Source organism: Beduinella massiliensis (genome assembly GCF_900199405.1).
GTDB lineage: Bacteria > Bacillota > Clostridia > Christensenellales > Aristaeellaceae > Beduinella > Beduinella massiliensis.
This window is the reverse complement of record NZ_LT963430.1, coordinates 590641-611143: the sequence shown is the minus strand read 5'-3', so window position 1 is coordinate 611143 and position 20503 is coordinate 590641. Positions and strand designations below refer to the sequence as shown.

At 61.3% G+C, this 20503-nt stretch carries 15 protein-coding genes; all 15 read right to left on the bottom strand.

Translation table 11 applies throughout. From position 1 onward, the window contains the following. Nucleotides 1-140 precede the first annotated feature (140 nt). Nucleotides 141-2123, bottom strand: coding sequence for an endonuclease MutS2 (locus C1725_RS03490; RefSeq protein WP_102413226.1), 1983 nt, complete (start codon nt 2121-2123; stop codon nt 141-143). 488 nt (nt 2124-2611) lie between these two features. Next, nucleotides 2612-3625 carry a hypothetical protein gene (locus C1725_RS03485; RefSeq protein ID WP_102410292.1) on the bottom strand — a complete coding sequence of 338 codons (1014 nt, stop codon included), beginning with the start codon at nt 3623-3625 and terminating at the stop codon, nt 2612-2614. 423 nt (nt 3626-4048) lie between these two features. After that, complete coding sequence (locus C1725_RS03480; RefSeq protein ID WP_102410291.1) at nt 4049-5884, bottom strand: beta-L-arabinofuranosidase domain-containing protein; 1836 nt, start codon at nt 5882-5884, stop codon at nt 4049-4051. A gap of 11 nt (nt 5885-5895) precedes the next feature. Further along, nucleotides 5896-6663 (bottom strand): hypothetical protein, encoded by a 768-nt coding sequence (locus C1725_RS03475; protein WP_102410290.1) that lies wholly within the window; start codon nt 6661-6663, stop codon nt 5896-5898. A 28-nt stretch (nt 6664-6691) separates the two neighbouring features. Next, nucleotides 6692-7573, bottom strand: a complete 882-nt coding sequence (locus C1725_RS03470; RefSeq protein WP_102410289.1) for an ABC transporter permease subunit — start codon at nt 7571-7573, stop codon at nt 6692-6694. Continuing rightward, nucleotides 7570-8478 (bottom strand): ABC transporter permease subunit, encoded by a 909-nt coding sequence (locus C1725_RS03465; protein WP_102410288.1) that lies wholly within the window; start codon nt 8476-8478, stop codon nt 7570-7572. The genes C1725_RS03470 and C1725_RS03465 overlap by 4 nt, the downstream gene beginning before the upstream one ends. 61 nt (nt 8479-8539) lie before the next feature. Next, nucleotides 8540-9799 (bottom strand): extracellular solute-binding protein, encoded by a 1260-nt coding sequence (locus tag C1725_RS03460; protein WP_102410287.1) that lies wholly within the window; start codon nt 9797-9799, stop codon nt 8540-8542. Nucleotides 9800-9889: 90 nt separating this feature from the next. Then, nucleotides 9890-10882, bottom strand: a complete 993-nt coding sequence (locus C1725_RS03455; RefSeq protein WP_346026300.1) for a dihydroxyacetone kinase subunit DhaK — start codon at nt 10880-10882, stop codon at nt 9890-9892. 10 nt (nt 10883-10892) lie between these two features. Then, the gene (gene dhaL / locus C1725_RS03450; protein WP_102410285.1) at nt 10893-11519 is read right to left on the bottom strand and encodes a dihydroxyacetone kinase subunit DhaL; all 627 of its coding nucleotides are present in this window, start codon (nt 11517-11519) and stop codon (nt 10893-10895) included. Nucleotides 11520-11682: 163 nt separating this feature from the next. After that, nucleotides 11683-12618, bottom strand: coding sequence for a sugar-binding domain-containing protein (locus tag C1725_RS03445; RefSeq protein WP_146009121.1), 936 nt, complete (start codon nt 12616-12618; stop codon nt 11683-11685). A gap of 289 nt (nt 12619-12907) precedes the next feature. After that, nucleotides 12908-14362, bottom strand: coding sequence for a GMP synthase (glutamine-hydrolyzing) (locus tag C1725_RS03440; protein WP_346026299.1), 1455 nt, complete (start codon nt 14360-14362; stop codon nt 12908-12910). Between the two features lie 190 nt (nt 14363-14552). Further along, nucleotides 14553-16061, bottom strand: coding sequence for an IMP dehydrogenase (locus C1725_RS03435; RefSeq protein WP_102410282.1), 1509 nt, complete (start codon nt 16059-16061; stop codon nt 14553-14555). Between the two features lie 545 nt (nt 16062-16606). Further along, a complete protein-coding gene (locus tag C1725_RS18870; RefSeq protein ID WP_146009120.1) occupies nt 16607-17689 on the bottom strand; it encodes a hypothetical protein in 1083 nt (360 codons plus the stop codon). 986 nt (nt 17690-18675) lie between these two features. Beyond that, nucleotides 18676-19299: an LbetaH domain-containing protein gene (locus C1725_RS03430; protein ID WP_102410281.1), complete on the bottom strand. Its 624-nt coding sequence runs from the start codon at nt 19297-19299 to the stop codon at nt 18676-18678. 18 nt (nt 19300-19317) lie between these two features. Continuing rightward, entirely contained in the window at nt 19318-20022 is a 705-nt protein-coding gene (locus C1725_RS03425; protein WP_102410280.1) for a C45 family peptidase, read from the bottom strand. Nucleotides 20023-20503 lie beyond the last annotated feature (481 nt).

Below are 20503 nucleotides of genomic sequence, written 5' to 3'. Positions count from 1 at the left end.
TGATCTGCCCCTATTATAGCACACGGCGCGCCGGTTTTCGAGCGCCCGGCCCAGTCCCCCCGCGTGCTGTAAAGGGCGCGGACCGAAGCGCTCCCCCGCGCGCGGGAGCCAAGGCCCGCCTGAACGCGCCGCGGCCGCGTTCACTCCTCCCCGTCGTAGCGCACCTGGGCGCTGGGGTCGTATCGCTTTTCCAAAATGCGGCGCGCCTTTCTATTTTCCACCGTGTCGAACACGATGGAGAAGTCGTAGTCCTCCGGGTACATCTCGCTCGCGCTCGCGATGCGCTTCACGCGCTTGTGGGGGTACAGCGCCTTTCTGCCCTTGACCTGCACGCCGATTTCCCCGCGCGCGTTCGCCGCCTGATAGACGATGCCCGTCTCCCCGCCGGGGTAGACGCGCACGCTGTCCCCCACGCCGAACGACAGCGCGTGGGCGCTCTGCGCGCGCGGCGCGTTCTCCCGCTTCAGCCGAAGTTCTGCCCCCGACCGAAGCTCGGCCCCCGGCCGGGGCGTGTCGCCTGGCCCCTCTTCAGCTCCCAGCCGGGGCGCGCCGCCCGGCTTAGGCTCAGCCTCCGGCCGTCCTTTTGCCGTGCCGCGTCCCCCGCCGTAGGCAGCCTGCCCGGCGCGGCGGAGCACGTGCTCCGGCAGCCCCAGCCTTCGCGCGATGTACAGCGCGCAGCTCTCGCCCGCCTGCCCGATTTCCAGCACGTAGGTGGGCCGCAGGCTTTCCCGGTCGAACGCCATGCGCGCGTTCACGAAGCCCTCCGCCCGCTGCGCGTAGGCCTTGACCTCCGGGTAGTGGGTGGTGGCGACCAGCATGCACCCGCAAAGGCGCAGCTCCTCCAGGACCGCCACGGCGATGCCCATGCCCTCCGCCGGGTCGGTGCCCGAACCCAGCTCGTCCAGCAGCACGAGGCTCTCCCGGCCGCTGCGCCTCAAGATGTCGATGATGTTCGTCATGTGCGCGGAAAAGGTGGACAGGTTTTCCGCGATGCTCTGCCCGTCCCCGACGTCGCACAGGTACGCGCTGTGCATGCAAAGCGCGCTGCCCTCTCCGGCGGGCACGTGCAGGCCGCTCTGCGCCATCATCGACAGCAGGCCCACGGTCTTGAGCATCACGGTCTTGCCGCCGGTGTTGGGGCCGGTGACGATCACGCCGCGCGTGCCGTCCGCCATTTCAAAGTCCAGCGGCACGCAGGCGGCCTTCTCCAGCAGCGGGTGGCGTGCGCCGCGCAGGCGGATGCGGCGCTCCAGCGTGATTTCCGGCTCGCGCGCGTCCATCGCCTGGCTGAGCTTGGCCTTGGCGAACACGAAGTCCAGCTCCTCCATGGCCTGCATGTTGAGGCGAAACGTCGCCGCCTCCTCCTCGACGAGCGCGGTCAGCGTGTAGAGGATGCGGCGCTTCTCGGCCTCCTCCTCCATCATCAGCTCATTCGCCTGCTCCTGCAGCTTGCCCACGGCCGCGGGCTCCATGAAGACCGTGGAGCCGGAGCCCGACACGTCCAGCACGCTGCCCGCGAACTGGCCCTTGCATTCGCGGCGCACGGGCAGCGCGAAGCGGCCGCCTCGCATGACGATCGTGCCGTCGGTGAGCTGCGCGCGCCGCGTCTGCACGATGGAGGCGAGCTTCGACTGGATCTGCGCGCGCACGCCCTCCAGCCTGCGGCGCAGGTCGCGAAGCTGCGGCGAGGCCGAGGATTCGATCTCCTCCCCGCGGATGCAGCGCTCGATCTCCTCCGCCAGGTCCCGCAGGCCGCCCATGCTCCCGCCGTACCCCGCGACGAAGGTGGCCCCGCCCGCCGCGTGCGCGAGGTAGGCGCGCATGCGCTCGCAGGCCACGCTGAACCGCGCGAGCTGCGTGAGCTGCCCCGGCAGCAGCATCGCGCCCGCCGCGCACAGCGAAAGCGTCTTTTCGACGTCCTGCATCGGCACCAGCGGCGGCGCGCCGCAGGCGTCCAGCACCGCGCGGGCGTCGCTCGTCTGCGCGAGCCGCCTGCGGCACTCGGCCTCGTCCAGGGTGGGGGCGAGCGCCCCGAGCCGCTCCTTCGCCCGCTCGCACAGCGCGAGCTCCTGCAGCATCCGACGAATGGTGTCAAATTCCAAAGCCCTTTCGGTAGGGTTCATGTACATCTTTCCTTTCTTCAAGCCAAAAATGCCCGCAGAGGACGGCCGCCGTACGCGTCGCGTGCGGGCATACCTCCCCTGCGGGCAACGGGCAGCGCCCGCTTCCATCTCCGAATCCGATCACCCCTGCATCCCGCGCTTGCGCAGGTGAAGCAGGATGCGCGATCTGCACGAATTCAAAGAAAGGGCGCAACGGAACATGCCCGTTGCGCCCACATCGTCTTATGACGGCAGGTTCTTGCGTCGGCAGCGTTCTTTGCCGCAAGGGTTCACAACAAAGCGGAGCAACGTCCGCCGTCTTCCCCTCGCGAAAGCTGTTTAGTTGTGGAGCTTCTCCACAATGCTGACCGACATCAAAAATCCTCCCTGTGTTTGCTGGCTCGTAGTATAGCAGACGCGCGCCGCGCTGTCAAGCCGGGAATTTGTGGCTGCGCGGGGGGCATCCATCGCGCGCTCTGCGCCCCATTGGCCGCCGTAAAGAAGGCGCTTCAATACACCAGCATTTTTCCGTCGATCGCGCTTACGCAAAAGTCAAAGGCCGCGCCATCACTCGAGCTGCCTGACAATCGTACACCGAAATGCCACGCCGGAATCAATTCGTATTCGGCGGCGTCTTCCTCCCAGGGATTCGTCCGATACGGCACGTATTCAAAAGCGATCCTGAATATCTCCAAATCACGGATACCCTCGCGTTCTGCAAAAAAGGTATCCAAATATGCGTTCAACGTATCCAGTGCCTCGGGCAAAGAGGCGATCTCTTCAACCTGATAGAGCGGCTCGCAATTTTCATAAGCGCCCATCACGTTTATGATTTGAAATCCCTGCTGCGTGCGTGTAAATAGCAGCATATTTCCGACGACGAATGTATCCGTCGCAGTCAGGTGCAGCAGGCTCTGTACAAACGGAATCCCGTCTATGACCTGCTTTAATTGAATCTGGCTGCAGAAAAGCGCCTGCTTCTCATTTGCGTATGCCGTCCGGTTTGCGATAACGCAATGTGGAATGCCCATCTTTCTGGCCTGCTCCATCGTTTCCGCCTCAGCCTCTTCCAGCGGCACGGGAAAGTCCTCCGTCCACTCCACCGCGTAGTCACCAGCGCGGTCAAGCATTCGGCTGCACCTCATCCCATCGACGCCAAAGTAATAGGTGGAGCCCTTATCCGTCATATTGATCCAGGAGCCGTCCGCAAAGTCGTAAATCATGGCGCCCATCAGAGGGTCCGGATCCTCCTTCACCACCTCGGACGCTGTAAACACGGAAAGATCGCAGGCGCTGAGAAGGGGGATCAGGCTGGCGGAATACACCGTCACGAAATCGTTCAAAATCTGCGGGGATTCGACGTCCGCGCTGATCCGCATTTGGGGGTGAAACTGCGCGTCCTCCAAGCGGAGAGGCAAAAGCGCAAACGCCTCCGATACGGGCGTCTGCGCCTGGGCCGGCGGCGCGATCGACAGCGCCAGCAGGATTCCAAGGATGCTCGCTCTAAACAGCCTCTTTTTCATCTTGCGTCCTCCTTCGCGTCGGTTTTCTTTAGCGCCTGCTATGTGCAGACGACAGATTCGTCAGACGGGTCACTTTTTAATATAAATCCTCCATGCTGCCCCCCAAGCCCTGGCAAGGTTCCTGACGGAGGGTCCGCTCGCTTAATGCTTCGCGCATCTTCTGTTTGCATGGTACAGCCAAATCATCTTTTCCACATGGCCCCCTTACCGGATTTACGCCTTTACTATATCGCCAAAGCGATATAAAATCAATCTTTTTGCCCTGTTTATGAAGAAAAAGCCCCCCACCTGCCCTTCGGGGATCAAAACAACGCCAAAGGGCCTGCCGCCCGCATGCGCAGACGACAAGCCCTTTTGGTTTCTTCATTCTTCTGTCTACTTATCTTCCATCCAGCCGTTTGAGGGCAAGCCGCGTCTTCCCGTCTATTTCTTCTCCACGGGAAAGTAGACCGTATACGCCTCGCGCCCGATCTGATAGAGCGGCTTAAAGCGGATGCCGAACGGCTGATGATACGTCTTCCAGCCCGTCTTCCAATCCTGCCATTGGCGCTCGTCGTCTGCGCACAGCAGGCTCTTTTCCGGGTGCTCCTTGTCGCCGTAGAGCAGGTGCTCCTCGCTCGTAAGGCCCGCCAGGCACACCGGGCCGTCCACGAAGGCGACCATGCTTGGATCGTCCGGCAGGGATTCGCACCGCAGCGCCTTGGGCAGCCAGACGACCACCTCGTCCTCGTCCCACACGCGCTCAAGGCAGGCAAAGCCGTCCCCGGTTTCATCCCAATGCTGCGGCTGCCCGTTGACCTCCACGCGGGCCGCGCCGGCCAGCCAGCCCGGCAGGCGCAGATAGAGCTTCCAGCGCTCCTTCTGCGCGGAGCGGATGCACAGGCGCATGCTCACGTGGTGCGGACGGCTGAGCACCTGCCGGTTCAGCGGGGAATCCTGCAGCATGCTTCCGCCCGTTTCGCTGTTCACCGTCTGCGAGATCCGCGCGCGCCCCGTTTCGAGCACGGACGGCAGGTACTGCGCGACGGCGATGCCGTCGCCCGTGTCGTAGTAGATGCTCTCATGATGGATGGCGTTGGCCTGCAAAAGCGTGCAGTGGCAGCACCAGAAGTCGTCAAGCTCCGAACCCCAGCGCTTGGTCGCGCCCGGGATCAGCGGCTGGTAGTACGCCACGGTCGTCGTCTCGCGGTAGTGCGGCGCGCCGAGCATTTCGTCCTCCTCGCTGCGCCAGAAGCCCTGCGCGAAGATGCCGTTGTACAGGTTCTTTTCCCAGTAGTCGGCGTAGCGGGCGTCCCCCGTCCAGCGCAGCAGGTATTCCGCCAGCCGCATCATGTTGTAGACCGTGCAATGCTCCTGCGTCTTGTCGCCCAGGCGCGCCGAGAACTCGCCCATGGGCGTCCACACCTCGCCGGAGGTCTGGCCGCCGGTCGCAAACGTGCCGCGCTCCTCGACCGCCATCTTCCAATAGGCCTCGACCACCTCGCGGTAGTACGCCTCCCCGGTCACCTCGTACGCCCGCGCGTACCCCTGAATCTCCGGGATCGTCGCGTTCGCGTGCATGTTGGTCAGCACGTCCACGCCCCGCAGCAGCGGTTCGGCGAGGCGCGGGCGCTCGTAACGGCGCATCAGCTCCAAATGGCGCGGGTCGCCGGTCACGGCGTACAGGTCCGCCCAGCATTCCATGATGCCGCCGGTCTCCTCGCGGTCCATCATGTCGCTCAGGGTCTCGCGCGAAATGTCCCGCGTGAAGTCGTAGAACCAGTCCGCGCAGCCGCGCAGGATTTCCAGCGCCTGCTCGTTCCCGGCGAAGCGGTACATGTCCAAAAGGCCCATCATGTTCTTATGGCAGACGTACTGCGGCGCCCACGGGTTCTTTCCGTCGCGCAGGCGAACCATGTACTTCTCCGGAATCGGGAACGCCCAGCGGCCTCCGTTCTCCCGCTGGCAGCGGCCAATCTCCGATACGATGAAGTTGGCGCGCGCCCGCAGCTCCTCGTCGCCCGTCTCGCGGATCATGTGGGCCGCCGCGCTGAGCCAGTGGCCGCAAACCGTGCCGCGAATGTCCGATGTGGGCGCGTCCCAGCCCCAATGAATGCCCTCGGGCTTGTAATTCATGCGGATCAGCCCCGCCTCCAGATAATGCGAACGGAGCAGGTTTTCGGCCGTCAGGCGCATCATGTACGCACGGTCCCGGTCGCGCCGGCGCATCGCCTCGCCGGGCAGCAGCTTCGTGTAAGCCGCCTGTGACGTAAATTGCATGGTTCTTCCTCCTAATCGTCCATCCGTTTGCGGATGCGTTCAATCATCCCGGCGACGTCGCTGCGCTGCCAGACGTTTCGCCCCAGCATGACGCCGCGAATCGGCAGGCTGTTCATGCGGTCCACCTCGCCCAGAAACGCCTCGTCGGTTTCAAACCGGCTTCCCCCCAGGACATAGGCCGGCATGTGCAGCCAATCCAATATCTCCCGCATCTCGTCCAGGTCCTCCAGCATCGGGATCTTCAGGATATCCGCGCCCAGCTCCATCGCCATCCGGCAGCCCTTGTAAAGCTCCTCCGCGCGGTTCTCCGGCCGCGCAAAAGCCCGGTTCCCAAAGAAGAGCACCTCCGCCAGGCAGGGAATGCCGAGCCTGCGCCCTTCATGGGCGAACCGCGTGAAGTCCCGGACGTTCCTCAGCAGCTCGTCCTTCTCCTCGTACACGTTAAAGAACATCTTGAAGCCGTCCGGGCGATAATCCGCGGCCTCCTGGGGGCTTACGATCAATTCACGATGCGTCAGGCGTTCTCCTTCCTGCACCACAAAGTCCACCGTAATCCATTTCAGGATACGGCCCAGACCGATGCCCAGCCGTTCCGCCTGGCGGTACATCCCCGGCGAGGCGATGATGCCGTCCACGTGCGGGCAGCGCGCCAGCAGGCGAAGCAATTCCACCGGCTTTTCCAGGCCCGCCATGCCGGGAAAGCTCATGCCGTGGTCGATCGCTACGACCAATTCCTTTGAAGCGTCCGCTCTGCCCCCCGCCTGTAAGCTTTTTTCCATGTCATTCGCTCCGTTTCCCCTGAAATTCTTACTTGGTGCCCTTGTAGACCGTGCCCGCGATGAAGAACCGCTGCGTGAAATAGTAAATCAGCACGCAGGGCAGCGCCAGCACGACGGAAGCCGCCATCTGAACGGGCATCATCGAAAGCGCCTCTTTGCTGGAGCGCAGGTACATCAGGGCCAGCGCCGCCGTGCGGTTGCTCTCCCGCGTGATGTAAATCAGGGGCTTGAAGAAGTCGTTCCAATGGTACATGAACACATAAATCGCCGAGGTTGCCAGAATCGGCTTGGAAAGCGGCAGATAGATGTTCCAGAAGATGCGAAAACGCGAACAGCCGTCGATCTTTGCCGCGTCGCGCAGCTCGTTTGATATGCCCAGGAAGAATTGACGCAGCAGGAAAATCTGGAACGCGTCGCCAAAGAAGGCCGGAACCCACAGCGGCAGCATCGTGCCGTACCAGCCGATCATGCGAAAGAGGATGAACTGCGGATAGAACACGACGTCCTTGGGCAGCATCATCGTCGCCAGCACGAAGAGAAACAGCTTGTTCTTGTGCTTGTAGCGCTGCATGGCAAAGCCATAGGCGACCAGCGCGCAGCTCAGCACGTAGCCCCCGATATTGACCGCGGTAAGCCAAACCGTGTTGAACAAATACCGGCCGAACTCGTATTCCACGAAGAGCTTCGCATACGCCCCCAGGTCGGGGCTCTTGGGCAGCCACTGGATCGGCAGGATGTAGATCTCGTCCGGCTGCTTTAAGGAGGTGGTGACCATCCAGAAGAACGGCAGCACCATCGCAATCGCGCCGATCGTGAGGACGGCATAAATGAGCAGCTTGGGAAGCAAGGTATGCGCAAAGCGATAGCCCTTCGCGTGCGGCGCCCTTGCGGCGCGGCGTGCAGCCGTCATAGCAAATCCCCCTCCTCTCCGCCGTCGTAATAGACCTTGCCCGCGGACGTCTTCATGATGAGCAGAGAGATCACGCAGATGATCGCGAACATGATCCATCCCTGCGCGCTCGCCTCTCCCATCTTGCGGTAGACGAAGGCGTTGTTGTAGATGTAATAAGCGTAGAACGTCGTCGATTCGTTCGGCCCGCCGTTGGTCATCACGTACGCCTGCGTGAACGTCTGAAGGGAGTTGATGACGCCCGTCAGCGTGGTGAACAGGAGCGTCGGGCTGATGCCCGGCAGCGTGATGTTCAGGAACTTGTCGAGCCACCTGGCCCCGTCGATGCTCGCCGCCTCGTACTGCTCCGTCGGCACGCCCTGAAGCGCCGCCAGGTACAGCACGATGTTGCCGCCCACGTTCCACAGCGACATGAGGATCAGCGAGGGCATCGCCCAGTTTTCGTCGTAGATCCACTTGGGGCCCTTGATGCCGATGTAGCTGAGCAGGTTGTTGATGATGCCGAACTCCGGCTGGAACATCCACATCCACACCAGCGCGATGACGACGCCCGAAACGACCGCCGGCAGGTAGAAGAGCGTGCGGTAGACGTTCATGCCCTTGATCTTGTTGTTCAGCAGGATCGCCATGAACACGGAAAGGACAATATTCAGCGGCACGGCGAACAGCGTATATGTAAACGTCACCCGCATCGACTTGTAAAACAGGGGATCCGCAAATATCGTTTTGAAGTTTTCAAGCCCCACAAAGACAGGCGGCTTGAGCAAATTCCAACGGGTCAGGCTGATATACGCGGAGGTGAGCATCGGAACCAGCATCAGCAGGACAAAGCCGATCAGCCAGGGGGAGATGAACAGGAAAAAGCCGCGCCGTTCCTCCCTTTCCAGCTTGGATGAGTGCGTCATGCAGGACACTCCTTTCAGAATGCGGGGACTGCACAGGCAGCCCCCGCATCAAATTCAGCGCTTACAGTCCCTGGGGAAGCAGCGCTTCCAAGCCGCTGTGAATGTCGGCGGCGCAGTCCGCCCCGCCGTAGCTGCCCGCGATCAGGCGGTCGTAAGCAGGCGTCAGCACCTTGGTGCGCATTTCTTCAAAGTTGGTCAGCATCGGGTAGCCGTTGACCGCCTCGGCGACCGCGTCCACGCGCAGGTAGGCGTGCTCGGGAGCGCCCTCGCCCTTCAAAACCGCGTCGGAAGAGGCGATCTCCTTGTTGATGACCGTGATGAGGCCCGGCCCCGCCAGCAGCTCCTGCGCGCGGTCAGACTGGAAGTACTTCGCGAACGCCTTGGCCAGCTCGGGGTTCTTCGTGTCGGCGTTCACCGCGTAGCCGGCGACGTAGAACATGGTCTTGTGCTCGCGGCCAGCGGGCTTCGGCACGCGGGCGATGTCCCAGTTAAAGGTCGTGATCTTGGCGTTTTCCGCGACGCCCCACGCGCCGGTGATCTGCATGGCCACCTTGCCCGTGGTGAACGAGCCGCCCAGCAGCTCCGCGTTCTTCGTGTCCGGCGCGATGCCGTATTCGTAGATGCACTTTTGCACGAAGTCCAGCGCCTCGACGGTCTCCGGGCTGTTAAACGCGACGGCGGTCGGGTTGGTCATGTCGTCGAAATACTGCCCGCCGAAGGACGCGACGATCGCGTACAGGTCGTCAAACGTCATGGCGTACTGCATGCTGCCGTTCACCTCTTGGGTCAGCTTCTTGCCCGCCTCCACGAAGTCGTCCCAGGTCCAGTCGTCCGTCGGGTAGGCGACGCCCGCCTCGTCGAACATGTCCTTGTTGTAGAAGAGCAGGAAGCAGTCGTGGCCGTTGACGGTCGCGATGTGATCTCCCTTGTAGCAGTACTGCGGATACATCTCCGTCGCGAACTTGTCGTCGTAGAAGAAGTCCTTTTCTTCCTCAAACAGGTCGTTCAGGTTCATCAGCAGGTCGTTCGCCGCCCAGGACGCGAACTGGTGCGGGTGGCCATAGATGACGTCGGGCGCGTCGCCGCCCAGGAACATGGTGTCGATCTTCTGCGGGTAATTCTCCGGGATGTACTCGAGCTCCACGGTGCAGCCCGGGTTCTCCTCCATGAAGGCGGCAATGATCTTCTCGTTGACTTCCTTCTCGGCAATCGAGCCCCAGGTGGAGTAGCGGATCGTTCCGCTCAGGCCCTCCGCGCCCGCCGTCATGGCGCACGCGAGCGCCAGCGCCAACGCCATCAGGATGCAAAGTGTCCGTTTCATGTTTTTTCCTCCTTTTTCTTTCGCCCGTTTTTTGCCGGAGCAGGAGCCCCGGCTTTATTCGCCCGCCCCGCATCCCGGGGCGATGCAGAATCAGAATTGGCCGACGCGGCAGGGTTCGTTCCAGAGCGCCAGCATCTCGCCGTCCACCGCGCAGCTGGAGACCGACACGCCGGAAAGCTCCTGCGTCGTCAGGTAGCTGCCGACCTTGCAGCCCACGATTTCGAGCCCGCGGGCCGCGAACGCGTCAGCCAGCTCGCCGTACAGGATGCTCAGCTCCATCATCGTCATGCCGCCCGCGCCGTTCACCATCAGCAGCAGCCGGTCCCCGGCGCTGTATCCGCCGTCCTCCGCCAGCGTTTTGCACAGTAGCCGCGCCAGCTCCCGGGCCGTGGGCAGCGGAATCTGCCCGCCGCCGCCTTCGCCGTGCACGCCCATGCCCAGCTCGATCCTGTCGTCCGGCAGCCCCGCGAACATCGCCATCCCGGTGATGGGGTGCGTGCAGTTCGTCACGGCCACCGCGTACGTGCGCGTCGTCTCCCGCACGCGCTCGAACATGGCGGCGCATTCCGCCAGGCCCGCGCCCCGCTCGGCGAGCGCGCCGACGATCTTCGCGTAAAACAGCATCCCGCCGATCCCGCGGCGTTCCTCGATCATGTCGCGCGGCGCGGACGCGATGTCGTCGTAGAAGAGGACGGACTGTACGTCGATCCCCTCCGCCTGCGCCCTGGCAACCGCCATGTCCGCGTTGAGCACGTCGCCCGCGTGGTTCTGCACGGCGACCAGCACCGGCCCGCCCGCGCTCAGGCGCCTGATGCCTTCGTAAATGTGGGCGGAGGATGCGCAGGTGAAGATTTCGCCGACCACGTTCAGGTCGAACATGCCCCGGCCCACCCAGCAGGCGACCGCGGGCTCATGGCCCGCGCCGTTTCCTATCAGCATGCGCACCTTGCCCGCTTCCTTGGGGCGCACGCGCTCCACCATATGGGTGCCGGGCACGAGGCGGATGATGTCCCCGTGGGCCATCGTATAACCGCGCAGCGTATCCTCCACGAGGGTTTCCGTCGAATTGATGATCTTCTTCATCGCCGTCTCCTTATTCGGGTCCGCCCATGCTGGCAAGCAGCGCTTCCAGCCAGAGCGCGTAGGAGCTTGCGCCCGCATCTACATGCCCGATCGATTTTTCTCCCAGAAAGCGCGCGCGCCCTTTGCGCGCCCGCATGTCCTTCGTCGCGTCCCTGCCTTCCCGCGCAGCGCGGCAGGCCGACGCCAGGGCATCCTCCAGCGGCGCCCGCGCGTTTGCCGCCAACGCCTCTGCGGCGGGGGCCATCGCGTCCAGCACCGTCTTGTCCCCCGGCTTTACCCGGCAAATCCGCCCGATCCGCTCCACCGCCGCGTTCGCGGCGGCGGCGAGCCCCGGAACGTCCGCCTCCGCCGCCCCCGCAAAGGCCTCCGCGTGGGCCTGGTAATAAAGGCCGTAGATCGGCCCGATCGCGCCCCCCATGCGGGCGGCGATCAGTTCGCCGCCCCTTTGGAAAAAGTCCTCCAGGCTCTCGCATGCCGCCAGCTGCGGGTCCTCGCACAGCGCCGCGTAGCCGCGGGCGATGGTCACGCCGTGATCCCCGTCTCCGATCTCCAAATCCAACCGGCTCAGTGCCTCTTCATGGCGCATCATCGACGATGCGGCCCGCAGCCAGCGGAAGATAAACGTCCTCGTCTCCACGCTGTATCCCCTCCCTCCAATAAATGATACTTTTTGTGACAGAGGCCCAAAAGAAAAAAAGCGCCTCAAATGTTCCTGCAAAGGAGCATTTATCAGCGCCAAGGGCTTATCACAAAAAGTATACTTTCAAATGATGGCTCGGCCTTCCGATGCCCTTCCACCGTCACAGCGCAAGCAGCCTTTCCGCCAGCTGCGATGAAATCACCACCGTGTTGGTATATCCCCTTTGAATGGCGCAGCGCATCACGCCGGCCTTCTCCGGCTCCGCCGCCACACAAATCGCGTGCGCCGCCGCGGAGACCGTGGAAAGCGAAACGCCCATTTGGCAGTTGCGGCCCGACCAATCGACAAATTCGCCCTGCGCGTCGATAAAGTGCCCCATGATATCCCCGACAGCGCCCCGCGCCGCCAGCTCCGCCATGGAATCCTCGCTCAGCACGCCGACCCGCGTGGTGGTCGAGGACGCCTCGATACAGGACAGACCGTACAGCGTGATGTCGCACCTTTGCGCCAGGGACTGGATGTACCGGTACATGGGGTCCTGCGCGAGGAGCCTTCCCGCCTCCTCGGAGGACACGTAGAGCGGCGCGTTGAGGAAGACGGCCCCGCACTGCAGGCGCTCGCTGACCAGCTTGACCAGGTTGGAAGGCATCATCATGTAGTCCGTGTCGCACAGGAAGCCGCCGGACATTTGCACGACCTGCATTCCGGGGTGCGGCGACAGCGGCAGCGCCTTGGCGACCTCGCAGATGTTCCGCCCCCAGGATATGCCCAGGATGGAGTCGTCCTTCGCCACGTCCAGAATGTACGCCGCGGCCGTCTGGCCGATCTGCGCGCGCATGTCCGCTTCCGCCGGCGCGTGCACCACGAGCGCCTCCTTCAGCCCCCTGAACTTTTCCTTCAGCCGCGCGCCCAGCTGCCAGTCCAGCTGGTTCGGCGAGCGCACCTGAAATGTGACGATGCCTTCCTGTTCCGCCCTTTTCAAGATGCGGGATACCAGCATCGGGGAAATGGAGAGCATTTCCGCTATATCGTTTTGCTTCATGTGGTCGATGTAGTAAAGCTTCGCCACGTGATAAATCCGAAATTCCTCCGTCATCAATTCACCCTACCTCGCAATCCAATCCGGCACCGCGGGGATGCAGAAAGCAAACATGCAATAACTTATCGGCTTGTTTTCATCATCTATGCACACATTATAGCACGCCTCGTCGCGTTGTCAAGATATTTCTAACATTAAAGTTATAAATATCTTTTTCGTCGGCTTTAGGGGACAAAAAAAAGAAGCCCTCCGCCGCAGGGGGGATCCCACGGCAGGGGGCTTCGCGCGGCGGGTATGCCGCCGTCAAAGCAGTTTTACCGAAATCGCGGATAAAGCCGCTCCATTTTTACTGGAACCCCTCGCCCTGCTCGGAGCTGGGCGTCAGGTCGTAAAGCACGCGGCTCACGCCCGGCACCGTCTCCAAAATGCGCTCGGTCACGCGCTCGGTCAGGTCGTAGGCCAGCCGCGCGGGCAGCATCTTGCTGTCGCTCGCGTGCACCGCGCGCAGCACGATGAGCTCGCCCGCGAACCCCGCCTGCGCGCCCCCCGCGAGCGTGGGGAAGTACTTTGAAAGCCGCTTGTCCTGCCCGGAAGCGCGAATCTCCTCCGTGAAGATCGCGTCCGCCGCGCGCAGGATGGCCACGCGCTCCGGCGTCGTCTCGCCCACGATGCGCATCGCGAGCCCCGCCGCCGGGAAGGGCGGCCGGCGCGACGCCTCGCCCGGCAGGCTGAGCTGCTCCGCCACGCGGCGCACCTCGTCCTTAAAAAGCTCGCGCAGCGGCAGCACGATGCGCATGTCTCCCTCCGGCGAGCGCTCCGGCAGGTGCCCGGCCATGATGTCGGAGTAATTGGTGCCCTGCACCATCACCTGCACGCCGCCCATGGAGCGGGCGAAGGAATCGACCGCCCCGTTCATGACGTCCATGACCGCGCGGCGCTTTTCCTCCATGTCGGAGAGCCCCTTCAGCGCCTCAAACACCTCGCGCGATACGTCCACGCGCGCGGTGGAGATGTCCATGTCCGAGAGCATGGCGTAGGCCGCGTCGGCCTCGCCCGTCCGCAGGAGGCCGTTGTCCACGATCACGGCCTGCATGCGCGCGCCCAGCGCCCGATAGGTCAGCAGCGCGCAGACGGTGGAATCCACGCCGCCGCTCACCGCGCACAGCGCGCGCCCTTCCCCCGCCACGCGCAATATCTCGCTCTGGCTGCGCTCGATGAACGCCTCGGTGGACCACCAGGTGGTGCACCGGCAGATGCGCTGGGCGAAGTTGGAGAGGATCGCCATGCCGTCCGGGTCGTTCTGCTCCACCTGGAACTGCACGCCGTAGAGCGGCTGGTGGCTGTGGCCGAACGCGACCGTTCCCGCCTCGCACTGGGCGATGGCCGTGACCTCCGGCGGCAGCGACAGCGTGCGCGCGCAGTTCAGCCAGCGCTCCCCCTCCAAAATGCCGTCGAAGAGCGGGATGTCGGCGTAGCGCACGGACTGGGCCTGCTCCCGGACGCACACCTCGCCCGCCTCGCCGCCCAGCGCGCCGAGCAGCAGCAGCGAGGCGCTGCCCATCGCGAGCACCGGCAGGCCGAGCGACACGATGCGCGAGCAGTCGGCGAGCTGCTCCTGCGTATTTTCGCAGTCCTCCACCCCGCCCGCCAGGATGACGCCGGAAGCCTCCTGCGCCCTGAGCTGCTCCACCGCCGTATCCCGCGCGACCACCTTGCAGTAGATGTGCTCGGCGCGCAGCTTGCGCGCGATGTTGCGGCAAAAATCGTGTTGATAGTCCACTACCAGGATCATATCCCGCATGGCTGTTCCTCCTCCGGCGTACAGGCAGATTTCCGATTCTTTATTTATTCTGCGTAAAGGCGGCATTTTCCTTCCATGCAGATAAACCCCTGCGTATTCTGTGCCGTATACGTGCGATATATACGGGCAGACCGCCGTAAAAGGCGCAAAAACGCCCGCCCCTTCGGCGGGGCGGGCTCAATATGCGGTTTTACTTCACCTGCGTGGCCGAATTGTCCTTGAGCACCACGTCGTGCGCGCCGCCCTCTACGATGCTGACGGAGGAAACCAGCGTCAGCTTGGCCTTCTCCTGCAATTCCGGAATCGTGAGCGCGCCGCAGTTGCACATCGTGGAGCGCACCTTCGCCAGCGTGAGGCCCACGTTGTCGTGCAGGCTGCCCGCGTAGGGCACGTAGGAGTCCACGCCCTCTTCAAACGAGAGCTTGCTCGCGCCGCCCTTGTCGTAGCGCTGCCAGTTGCGCGCGCGGGCGCTGCCCTCGCCCCAGTATTCCTTCATGTAGTTGCCGTTCACCATGACCTTGTTGGTCGGGCTCTCGTCGAAGCGGGAGAAGTAGCGGCCCAGCATGCAGAAGTCGCTGCCCATGGCCAGCGCCAGGGTGATGTGGTAGTCGTGCACGATGCCGCCGTCGGAGCAGATCGGCACGTACACGCCCGTCTCCTTGAAGTACTCGTCGCGCGCGCGGGCCACCTCGATCACCGCCGTCGCCTGGCCGCGGCCGATGCCCTTCGTCTCTCGCGTGATGCAGATGGAGCCGCCGCCGATGCCGACCTTCACGAAGTCCGCGCCCGCCTCGGCCAGGAAGCGGAAGCCGTCGCGGTCCACGACGTTGCCCGCGCCGACCTTCACCGCGTCGCCGTAGCGCTCGCGGATGAAGGAGAGCGTGCGGCGCTGCCATTCGGTGTAGCCCTCGGAGGAGTCGATGCACAGCACGTCCGCGCCCGCCTCCACCAGCGCGGGCACGCGCTGCTCGTAGTCGCGCGTGTTGATGCCCGCGCCGACGACGTAGCGCTTCTGCGCGTCGAGCAGCTCGTCCGGGTTGCCCTTGTGCGAATCGTAGTCCTTGCGGAACACGAACGCCACCAGGCGGCCCTCTTCGCTCAGGATCGGCAGCGCGTTGAGCTTGTGATCCCAAATGACGTTGTTGGCTTCCTTCAGGCTGATGCCTTCCTTGGCGTAGATGACGTTTTCGATGGGCGTCATGAATTCGCGCACCTGCGTGCCGGGGTCCATGCGGCTCACGCGGTAATCGCGGCTGGTGACGATGCCGATCAGCTTGCCGTTCTGGGTGCCGTCGTCGGTGACGGCCACGGTGGAGTGGCCGGTGCGCGCCTTGAGCGCAAGCACGTCCGCGAGCGTCTGGTCGGGGCGGATGTTGGAATCGCTCTGCACGAAGCCCGCCTTGTAGCTCTTCACGCGGCGGACCATGTCGGCCTGCTGCTCGACCGTCTGCGAGCCGTAGATGAAGGAGATGCCGCCCTCGCGCGCCAGGGCGATGGCCATCTTGTCGTCCGATACGGACTGCATGACCGCGGAAACGAGCGGGATATTCATGGTCAGCGAAGGTTCCTCGCCCTTGCGGAACTTCACGACCGGCGTCTTCAGCGACACCCGGGAGGGGATGCAATCGGCCGACGAATAGCCGGGAATCAGCAGATATTCACTGAAGGTATGCGATGGTTCATCGTAAAAGTAAGCCATCTGATGTCCTCCTCTTTCTCTGTCACAGCACTGAATGGTTATGGAATTAATGATTAAGTATAGAGCACGCAGGGCGCAAAAGCAAGCATTTTCGCGCGTTTTGTAGAATTTAGACGGGAGCGCGGGCTGAAATGGCGTCGCATCGCCACAAGGCGTAAACCGCGGCCGGAGGGGAAGCCGCGAAAGCTTTTTTCATTGGCCGCGCGGTGAAATCAGCGCAGGCGCGTTTGCGTGCAGAATGCAACGATCAATCATAGGAATCCGCTAGCCTTACGAGCACATCGTATTTTTTTGTACGTTTGCGTGACGGCGCGGCTAACGCCACCATGCAGGCATGCGGTCGCCGTTCCTTCTTATAACACAACAAAAAGGCCTCAAACCGCAGACGCGCTTGAAAGCCTCTTTTTTCAAATAGCGGATGTCCATCCCAGACGCATAGCAAACCCGCCGGAAGCAAGCAACAGCCGATAGCCCTATATATGCAAATAACATAATGCCATAACAAAAAGCACCAGGAATCGTGCGCTATTATTTTTTGCCAGGGTTTAAAACGGAATAATCGTTGGACAAACCGATCGGCTTGCCTCTTCTGACAAAAGATCATAGAATGTCCCATCCTGCGAATTAATAGCTAAAGTGGATGTGGTTCGAGTTTCCGGAGCCTTTTCTCCCCACTCTTTCTCCGGGGAATCAAAGTATTCACAGCGCACCAACCATGTAGGCACCGCCCAAAAAAAGCTTCCGTCCTCTTTATCGTCGTAGAGCACATATCCAAGCTCTATGCTTTGAATACCTCTTACTAAGCCTTTGTCGATCAGTTGCTCACAAGTGCTTTTTATTTTTTCAATCGAGCACACGGGCATATCCTCCATTGCGCACTCCAGCTCCTCAAGCAAATTTAAATTCAAATTAAAGCTTTCGCTATTTTTACAATAAAATCTGTTCGCCATCAAATATATTCCGTTCTCGCTTTTTATTGGATTACGATAATGCGCTCGAATATTACTCAAAACCGGAATATCATAGATAAGCTGGTTAAATGCAAAGGCATAAAACCCGCTTTCTGACAGTGGTCGTCCATCGCAATCCACATAACGATTATATGAAGCCTGAACTGGGGCTGATAAAGATACCGAGTTTTGCTGCAAAAGAAAGTTCTTTTGATATTCAAAAAAGCTCAGTATCTCTTCCACTTGCGATAGATTTACTTCAGGAACTGCATTATTTGATTGTTTCAATTCATCTAAATCGAAATCTATAGTTAATATTGAATAATCAGATCTCATTTCCAGTATTTCCTTATGTACGTCGTTGCAGACGATTGAAAGCTGTCCTGGATTGTTTGTAATCCTCTCACATGTAAATTGATTTTGAAAATCTTTCAGAACAGAATCGGATATCGGCTTTTGCCTTTGAACTTTCAGAACCGGAAGCTTGTATACTTCTGGCATATTAAACCTTACGTTAATTTGAATTTCCCTATCGTACGCATAATATGTCTCAACCCAATCTGTTTGAGCCTGGCTATATAACTCCGGATATGTATACAGATTTGTCTCACTTTTAGCAAACGGTCCTGAACATATCAAGGAAGAAATCACGAAAACGGCAGCCATCATTTTTTTCATATTGACGTCCCTCCACAGAATCCGAATGAGAGCGCAAAGCTCTTATTCGGACATAACAAGTTTGCCGAGAACAATATTAAAAAGCGTCAAGTTCATCCATCCATGGAATCATCCCTTTCCTAATCTGTTTAAAGCATGAAACGTCTAAGCGGTCCTTTGCGCTCTCAGATACGGGTGCTTCAAAAGATCCATGCCGACCCACTTGTTTTCCTTGCGCCACATTACCCGTAAACACACCCCGATGCAACGCCCAAGGTATGAGCCGGTTCATTAGGCGCCCCTTCTATCATATCCTTATATTTTACACTATATTTTTACGCAAAACAGAGTACCCCGGCACAAACAGCCGTTTTTCGGCATAAATAAAAAACGCGAACTTCCTGCACAATTACAAATAATGCCTAGCTATCGATGTGTTCTGCTAAAAGATTAAGACTCCTGGAACTGTGAACGATAGGGCGTTGACCATTCCATGTGTGAGATGGATGAATGTGTGGTCATTCCCTTTGTTACAAGCCACGTCCACTTTGCCTCTTCGTGGATATAAAGTAAAGGCTCTACGCTACTTAAACAAATCCATAGACCAAACCTCAGTTTTTGAGAATATCGACTGTGCTTTTCAACAGGGGAAAAGAGACCCCCAAACGAAAATTCGTCTAAAGCAGGGCCCTCACAGGACTTTCGTCCTCTATCCCCAGAGTATTCATCATGGAGAGGTACACTTTATATTGATTGTGTCGGAATGAATGAACCAATCGTAGTACGTATGTGCATCCGCTGTATTCTGGCGTCAGGAGATAAGTCACGTGAAGCCCCCTTTGCTGAATACCTGTTGCCAGACGAATGATGCTCCCACCCTTCAAACTGCATACATAGAGAACCGAACGGCGGCGGGAATATCCGGCGGTTTGCGGACTTTCCAGCCCGTAAAAGAACAAAATCGCGGCCCCGATTTTCAGGGCCGCTTTCATCCTGTAGCCGCGCGCTCAGCGAAGCGCCTCGACCTGTCCGGCCCGGATCGCGCCGAGGTTTTGCGCGATGCGTTTTGCGGGCCAATCCCACCACTTCAGTTCCAATAAAGCCGACACGGTCGCCTCGTCAAAGCGCCGGCGGATCGGCTTGGCTGGCACGCCGCCCACGATCGTGTACGGGGCGACGTCCCGCGTCACCACCGCGCGGGCCGCGATGACCGCGCCGTCCCCGATGGTGACCCCGGCGAGGATCACCGCCTCATAGCCGATCCACACGTCGTTACCGACGACGATGTCGCCCTTGTTGTCCCACGCCGAGGCCACGTCCTGCTTGTCCAGCCCCCAGGCCTCGTAGAAGAGCGGGAACGGATAGGTGGACAGCGCGCCGAGCGCGTGGTTAGCGCTGTTGAACAGGAACTTCGCGCCGCAGGCGATGGAGCAGAACTTCCCGACGGCGAGCCTGTCGCGGTTGACGGGGTAGTGGTAGAGCACGTTGCTGCGCTCGAAATCCCGTGGGTCCCGCTCAAAGTCGTTGTAAATCGTAAATTCCCCCACGGAAATGGCGGGGTTTTTCACGACGTTTTTCAGGTATACGGTCTGCGCGTCCCCCGTGCGGGGGTAAATCCGATCTGGAAACATACATGGCCTCCCCGGCGCTCAGCGCGCCGCAAATTCGTGCTTTGACACCTCGTCAAAGCGGTTGTTGAGCACATAATAGACGGTATTGCGCCCCGGCGCGTAGACGAAGGACACGCGGGTCGCCCACTCCCCTTCCTGCCTTACCTCCCGGAGCGCCTCCAGCGCATCCGCGGCGGTGAAGCCGCGCCCGCGGCCGGACAGCAGGCGCTGCGCCCGCTCGTAGCGGTCGTCGCCCGGCACGGCGAAGGGCCGCGTGCTTTCGGGATCGAGGCACGAACCGTTTGCGAGCAGGGAAAGCGGGGCCCACTCCATGCGGTAGCCGACGCCCGGCTCGACGGTCAGCGCCCGTCCCCGCGCGTCCGATAGCAGCGCCTGCATGGTCGCGTCCGGCGCGTAGACGATCCGCTTCGTCTGCACCGCGCGCAGCGCCTCGTCCAGGGAAATTTCTCCCTTGACAAAGCGCTCCGTGAGGTCGGCGATCGTGAGGCAGCCGGGCCCGTCCGCAAACGTGCCCGCCGGGCTGCCGTGAACGTAGAGCAGCGTGCCCGCATTCCCGTTGCGGTTTACGCCGTGGTAGCAATGGTAGAGGCCGTCCGGCCGCCGGATGCCGATGGCAAAGCGGTCCTCGTCCAGAAGAATCCGATGATCCCACACCCCCAGGTCGATGTCGAAGTTAAAGCCGGTCAGCATCTCGTCGCCGTTCAGCACAAATCGAATGCACATGTGTTTCATCCTCTCCGGCGCGCTTTACGCCGCCTGCCCCTATCATACCCCCGCCGCCGGGCGTCCTCAATACACGAAACGGCACCGAACCATTTTCTACGCGGCGGGGCGGGCGGCGGGCGGTGCCCGCTTCCTTCTCCGAACCGCTTTCTCCGTTTCGTACCCCTGCGCACGCGGCCGGATGGCGAGCGGAGGCGGGCGGGGCGGGCGGCTGCCTTCTTTTAACTTTCCCTGTCCCCAAGAAGGGAGCCCATATCGCGTGTGTTCCTTCTCCGAACCCCTCTCTCCGTTTCGCGCCTTCCGCGCACGCGGCGGGCGGTGCCCGCTTCCTTCTCCGAACCCCTCTCTCCGTTTCGCGCCTTCCGCGCACGCGGCGGGCGGTGCCCGCTTCCTTCTCCGAACCCCTCTCTCCGTTTCGCGCCTTCCGCGCACGCGGCGGGCGGTGCCCGCTTCTTCTCCGAACGGCCGCCGCCGCAAAAAT

Bases quoted from the DNA above. Each gene is read 5' to 3' on its own strand.
- C1725_RS03430 (WP_102410281.1), bottom strand. From the start codon at position 19,299: ATGTTTCCAGATCGGATTTACCCCCGCACGGGGGACGCGCAGACCGTA.
- C1725_RS03470 (WP_102410289.1), bottom strand. From the start codon at position 7,573: ATGACGGCTGCACGCCGCGCCGCAAGGGCGCCGCACGCGAAGGGCTAT.
- C1725_RS03490 (WP_102413226.1), bottom strand. From the start codon at position 2,123: ATGAACCCTACCGAAAGGGCTTTGGAATTTGACACCATTCGTCGGATG.
- C1725_RS03485 (WP_102410292.1), bottom strand. From the start codon at position 3,625: ATGAAAAAGAGGCTGTTTAGAGCGAGCATCCTTGGAATCCTGCTGGCG.
- C1725_RS03475 (WP_102410290.1), bottom strand. From the start codon at position 6,663: ATGGAAAAAAGCTTACAGGCGGGGGGCAGAGCGGACGCTTCAAAGGAA.
- C1725_RS03480 (WP_102410291.1), bottom strand. From the start codon at position 5,884: ATGCAATTTACGTCACAGGCGGCTTACACGAAGCTGCTGCCCGGCGAG.
- C1725_RS03435 (WP_102410282.1), bottom strand. From the start codon at position 16,061: ATGGCTTACTTTTACGATGAACCATCGCATACCTTCAGTGAATATCTG.
- C1725_RS18870 (WP_146009120.1), bottom strand. From the start codon at position 17,689: ATGAAAAAAATGATGGCTGCCGTTTTCGTGATTTCTTCCTTGATATGT.
- C1725_RS03440 (WP_346026299.1), bottom strand. From the start codon at position 14,362: ATGCGGGATATGATCCTGGTAGTGGACTATCAACACGATTTTTGCCGC.
- C1725_RS03425 (WP_102410280.1), bottom strand. From the start codon at position 20,022: ATGTGCATTCGATTTGTGCTGAACGGCGACGAGATGCTGACCGGCTTT.
- C1725_RS03460 (WP_102410287.1), bottom strand. From the start codon at position 9,799: ATGAAACGGACACTTTGCATCCTGATGGCGTTGGCGCTGGCGCTCGCG.
- C1725_RS03455 (WP_346026300.1), bottom strand. From the start codon at position 10,882: ATGAAGAAGATCATCAATTCGACGGAAACCCTCGTGGAGGATACGCTG.
- C1725_RS03465 (WP_102410288.1), bottom strand. From the start codon at position 8,478: ATGACGCACTCATCCAAGCTGGAAAGGGAGGAACGGCGCGGCTTTTTC.
- C1725_RS03445 (WP_146009121.1), bottom strand. From the start codon at position 12,618: ATGACGGAGGAATTTCGGATTTATCACGTGGCGAAGCTTTACTACATC.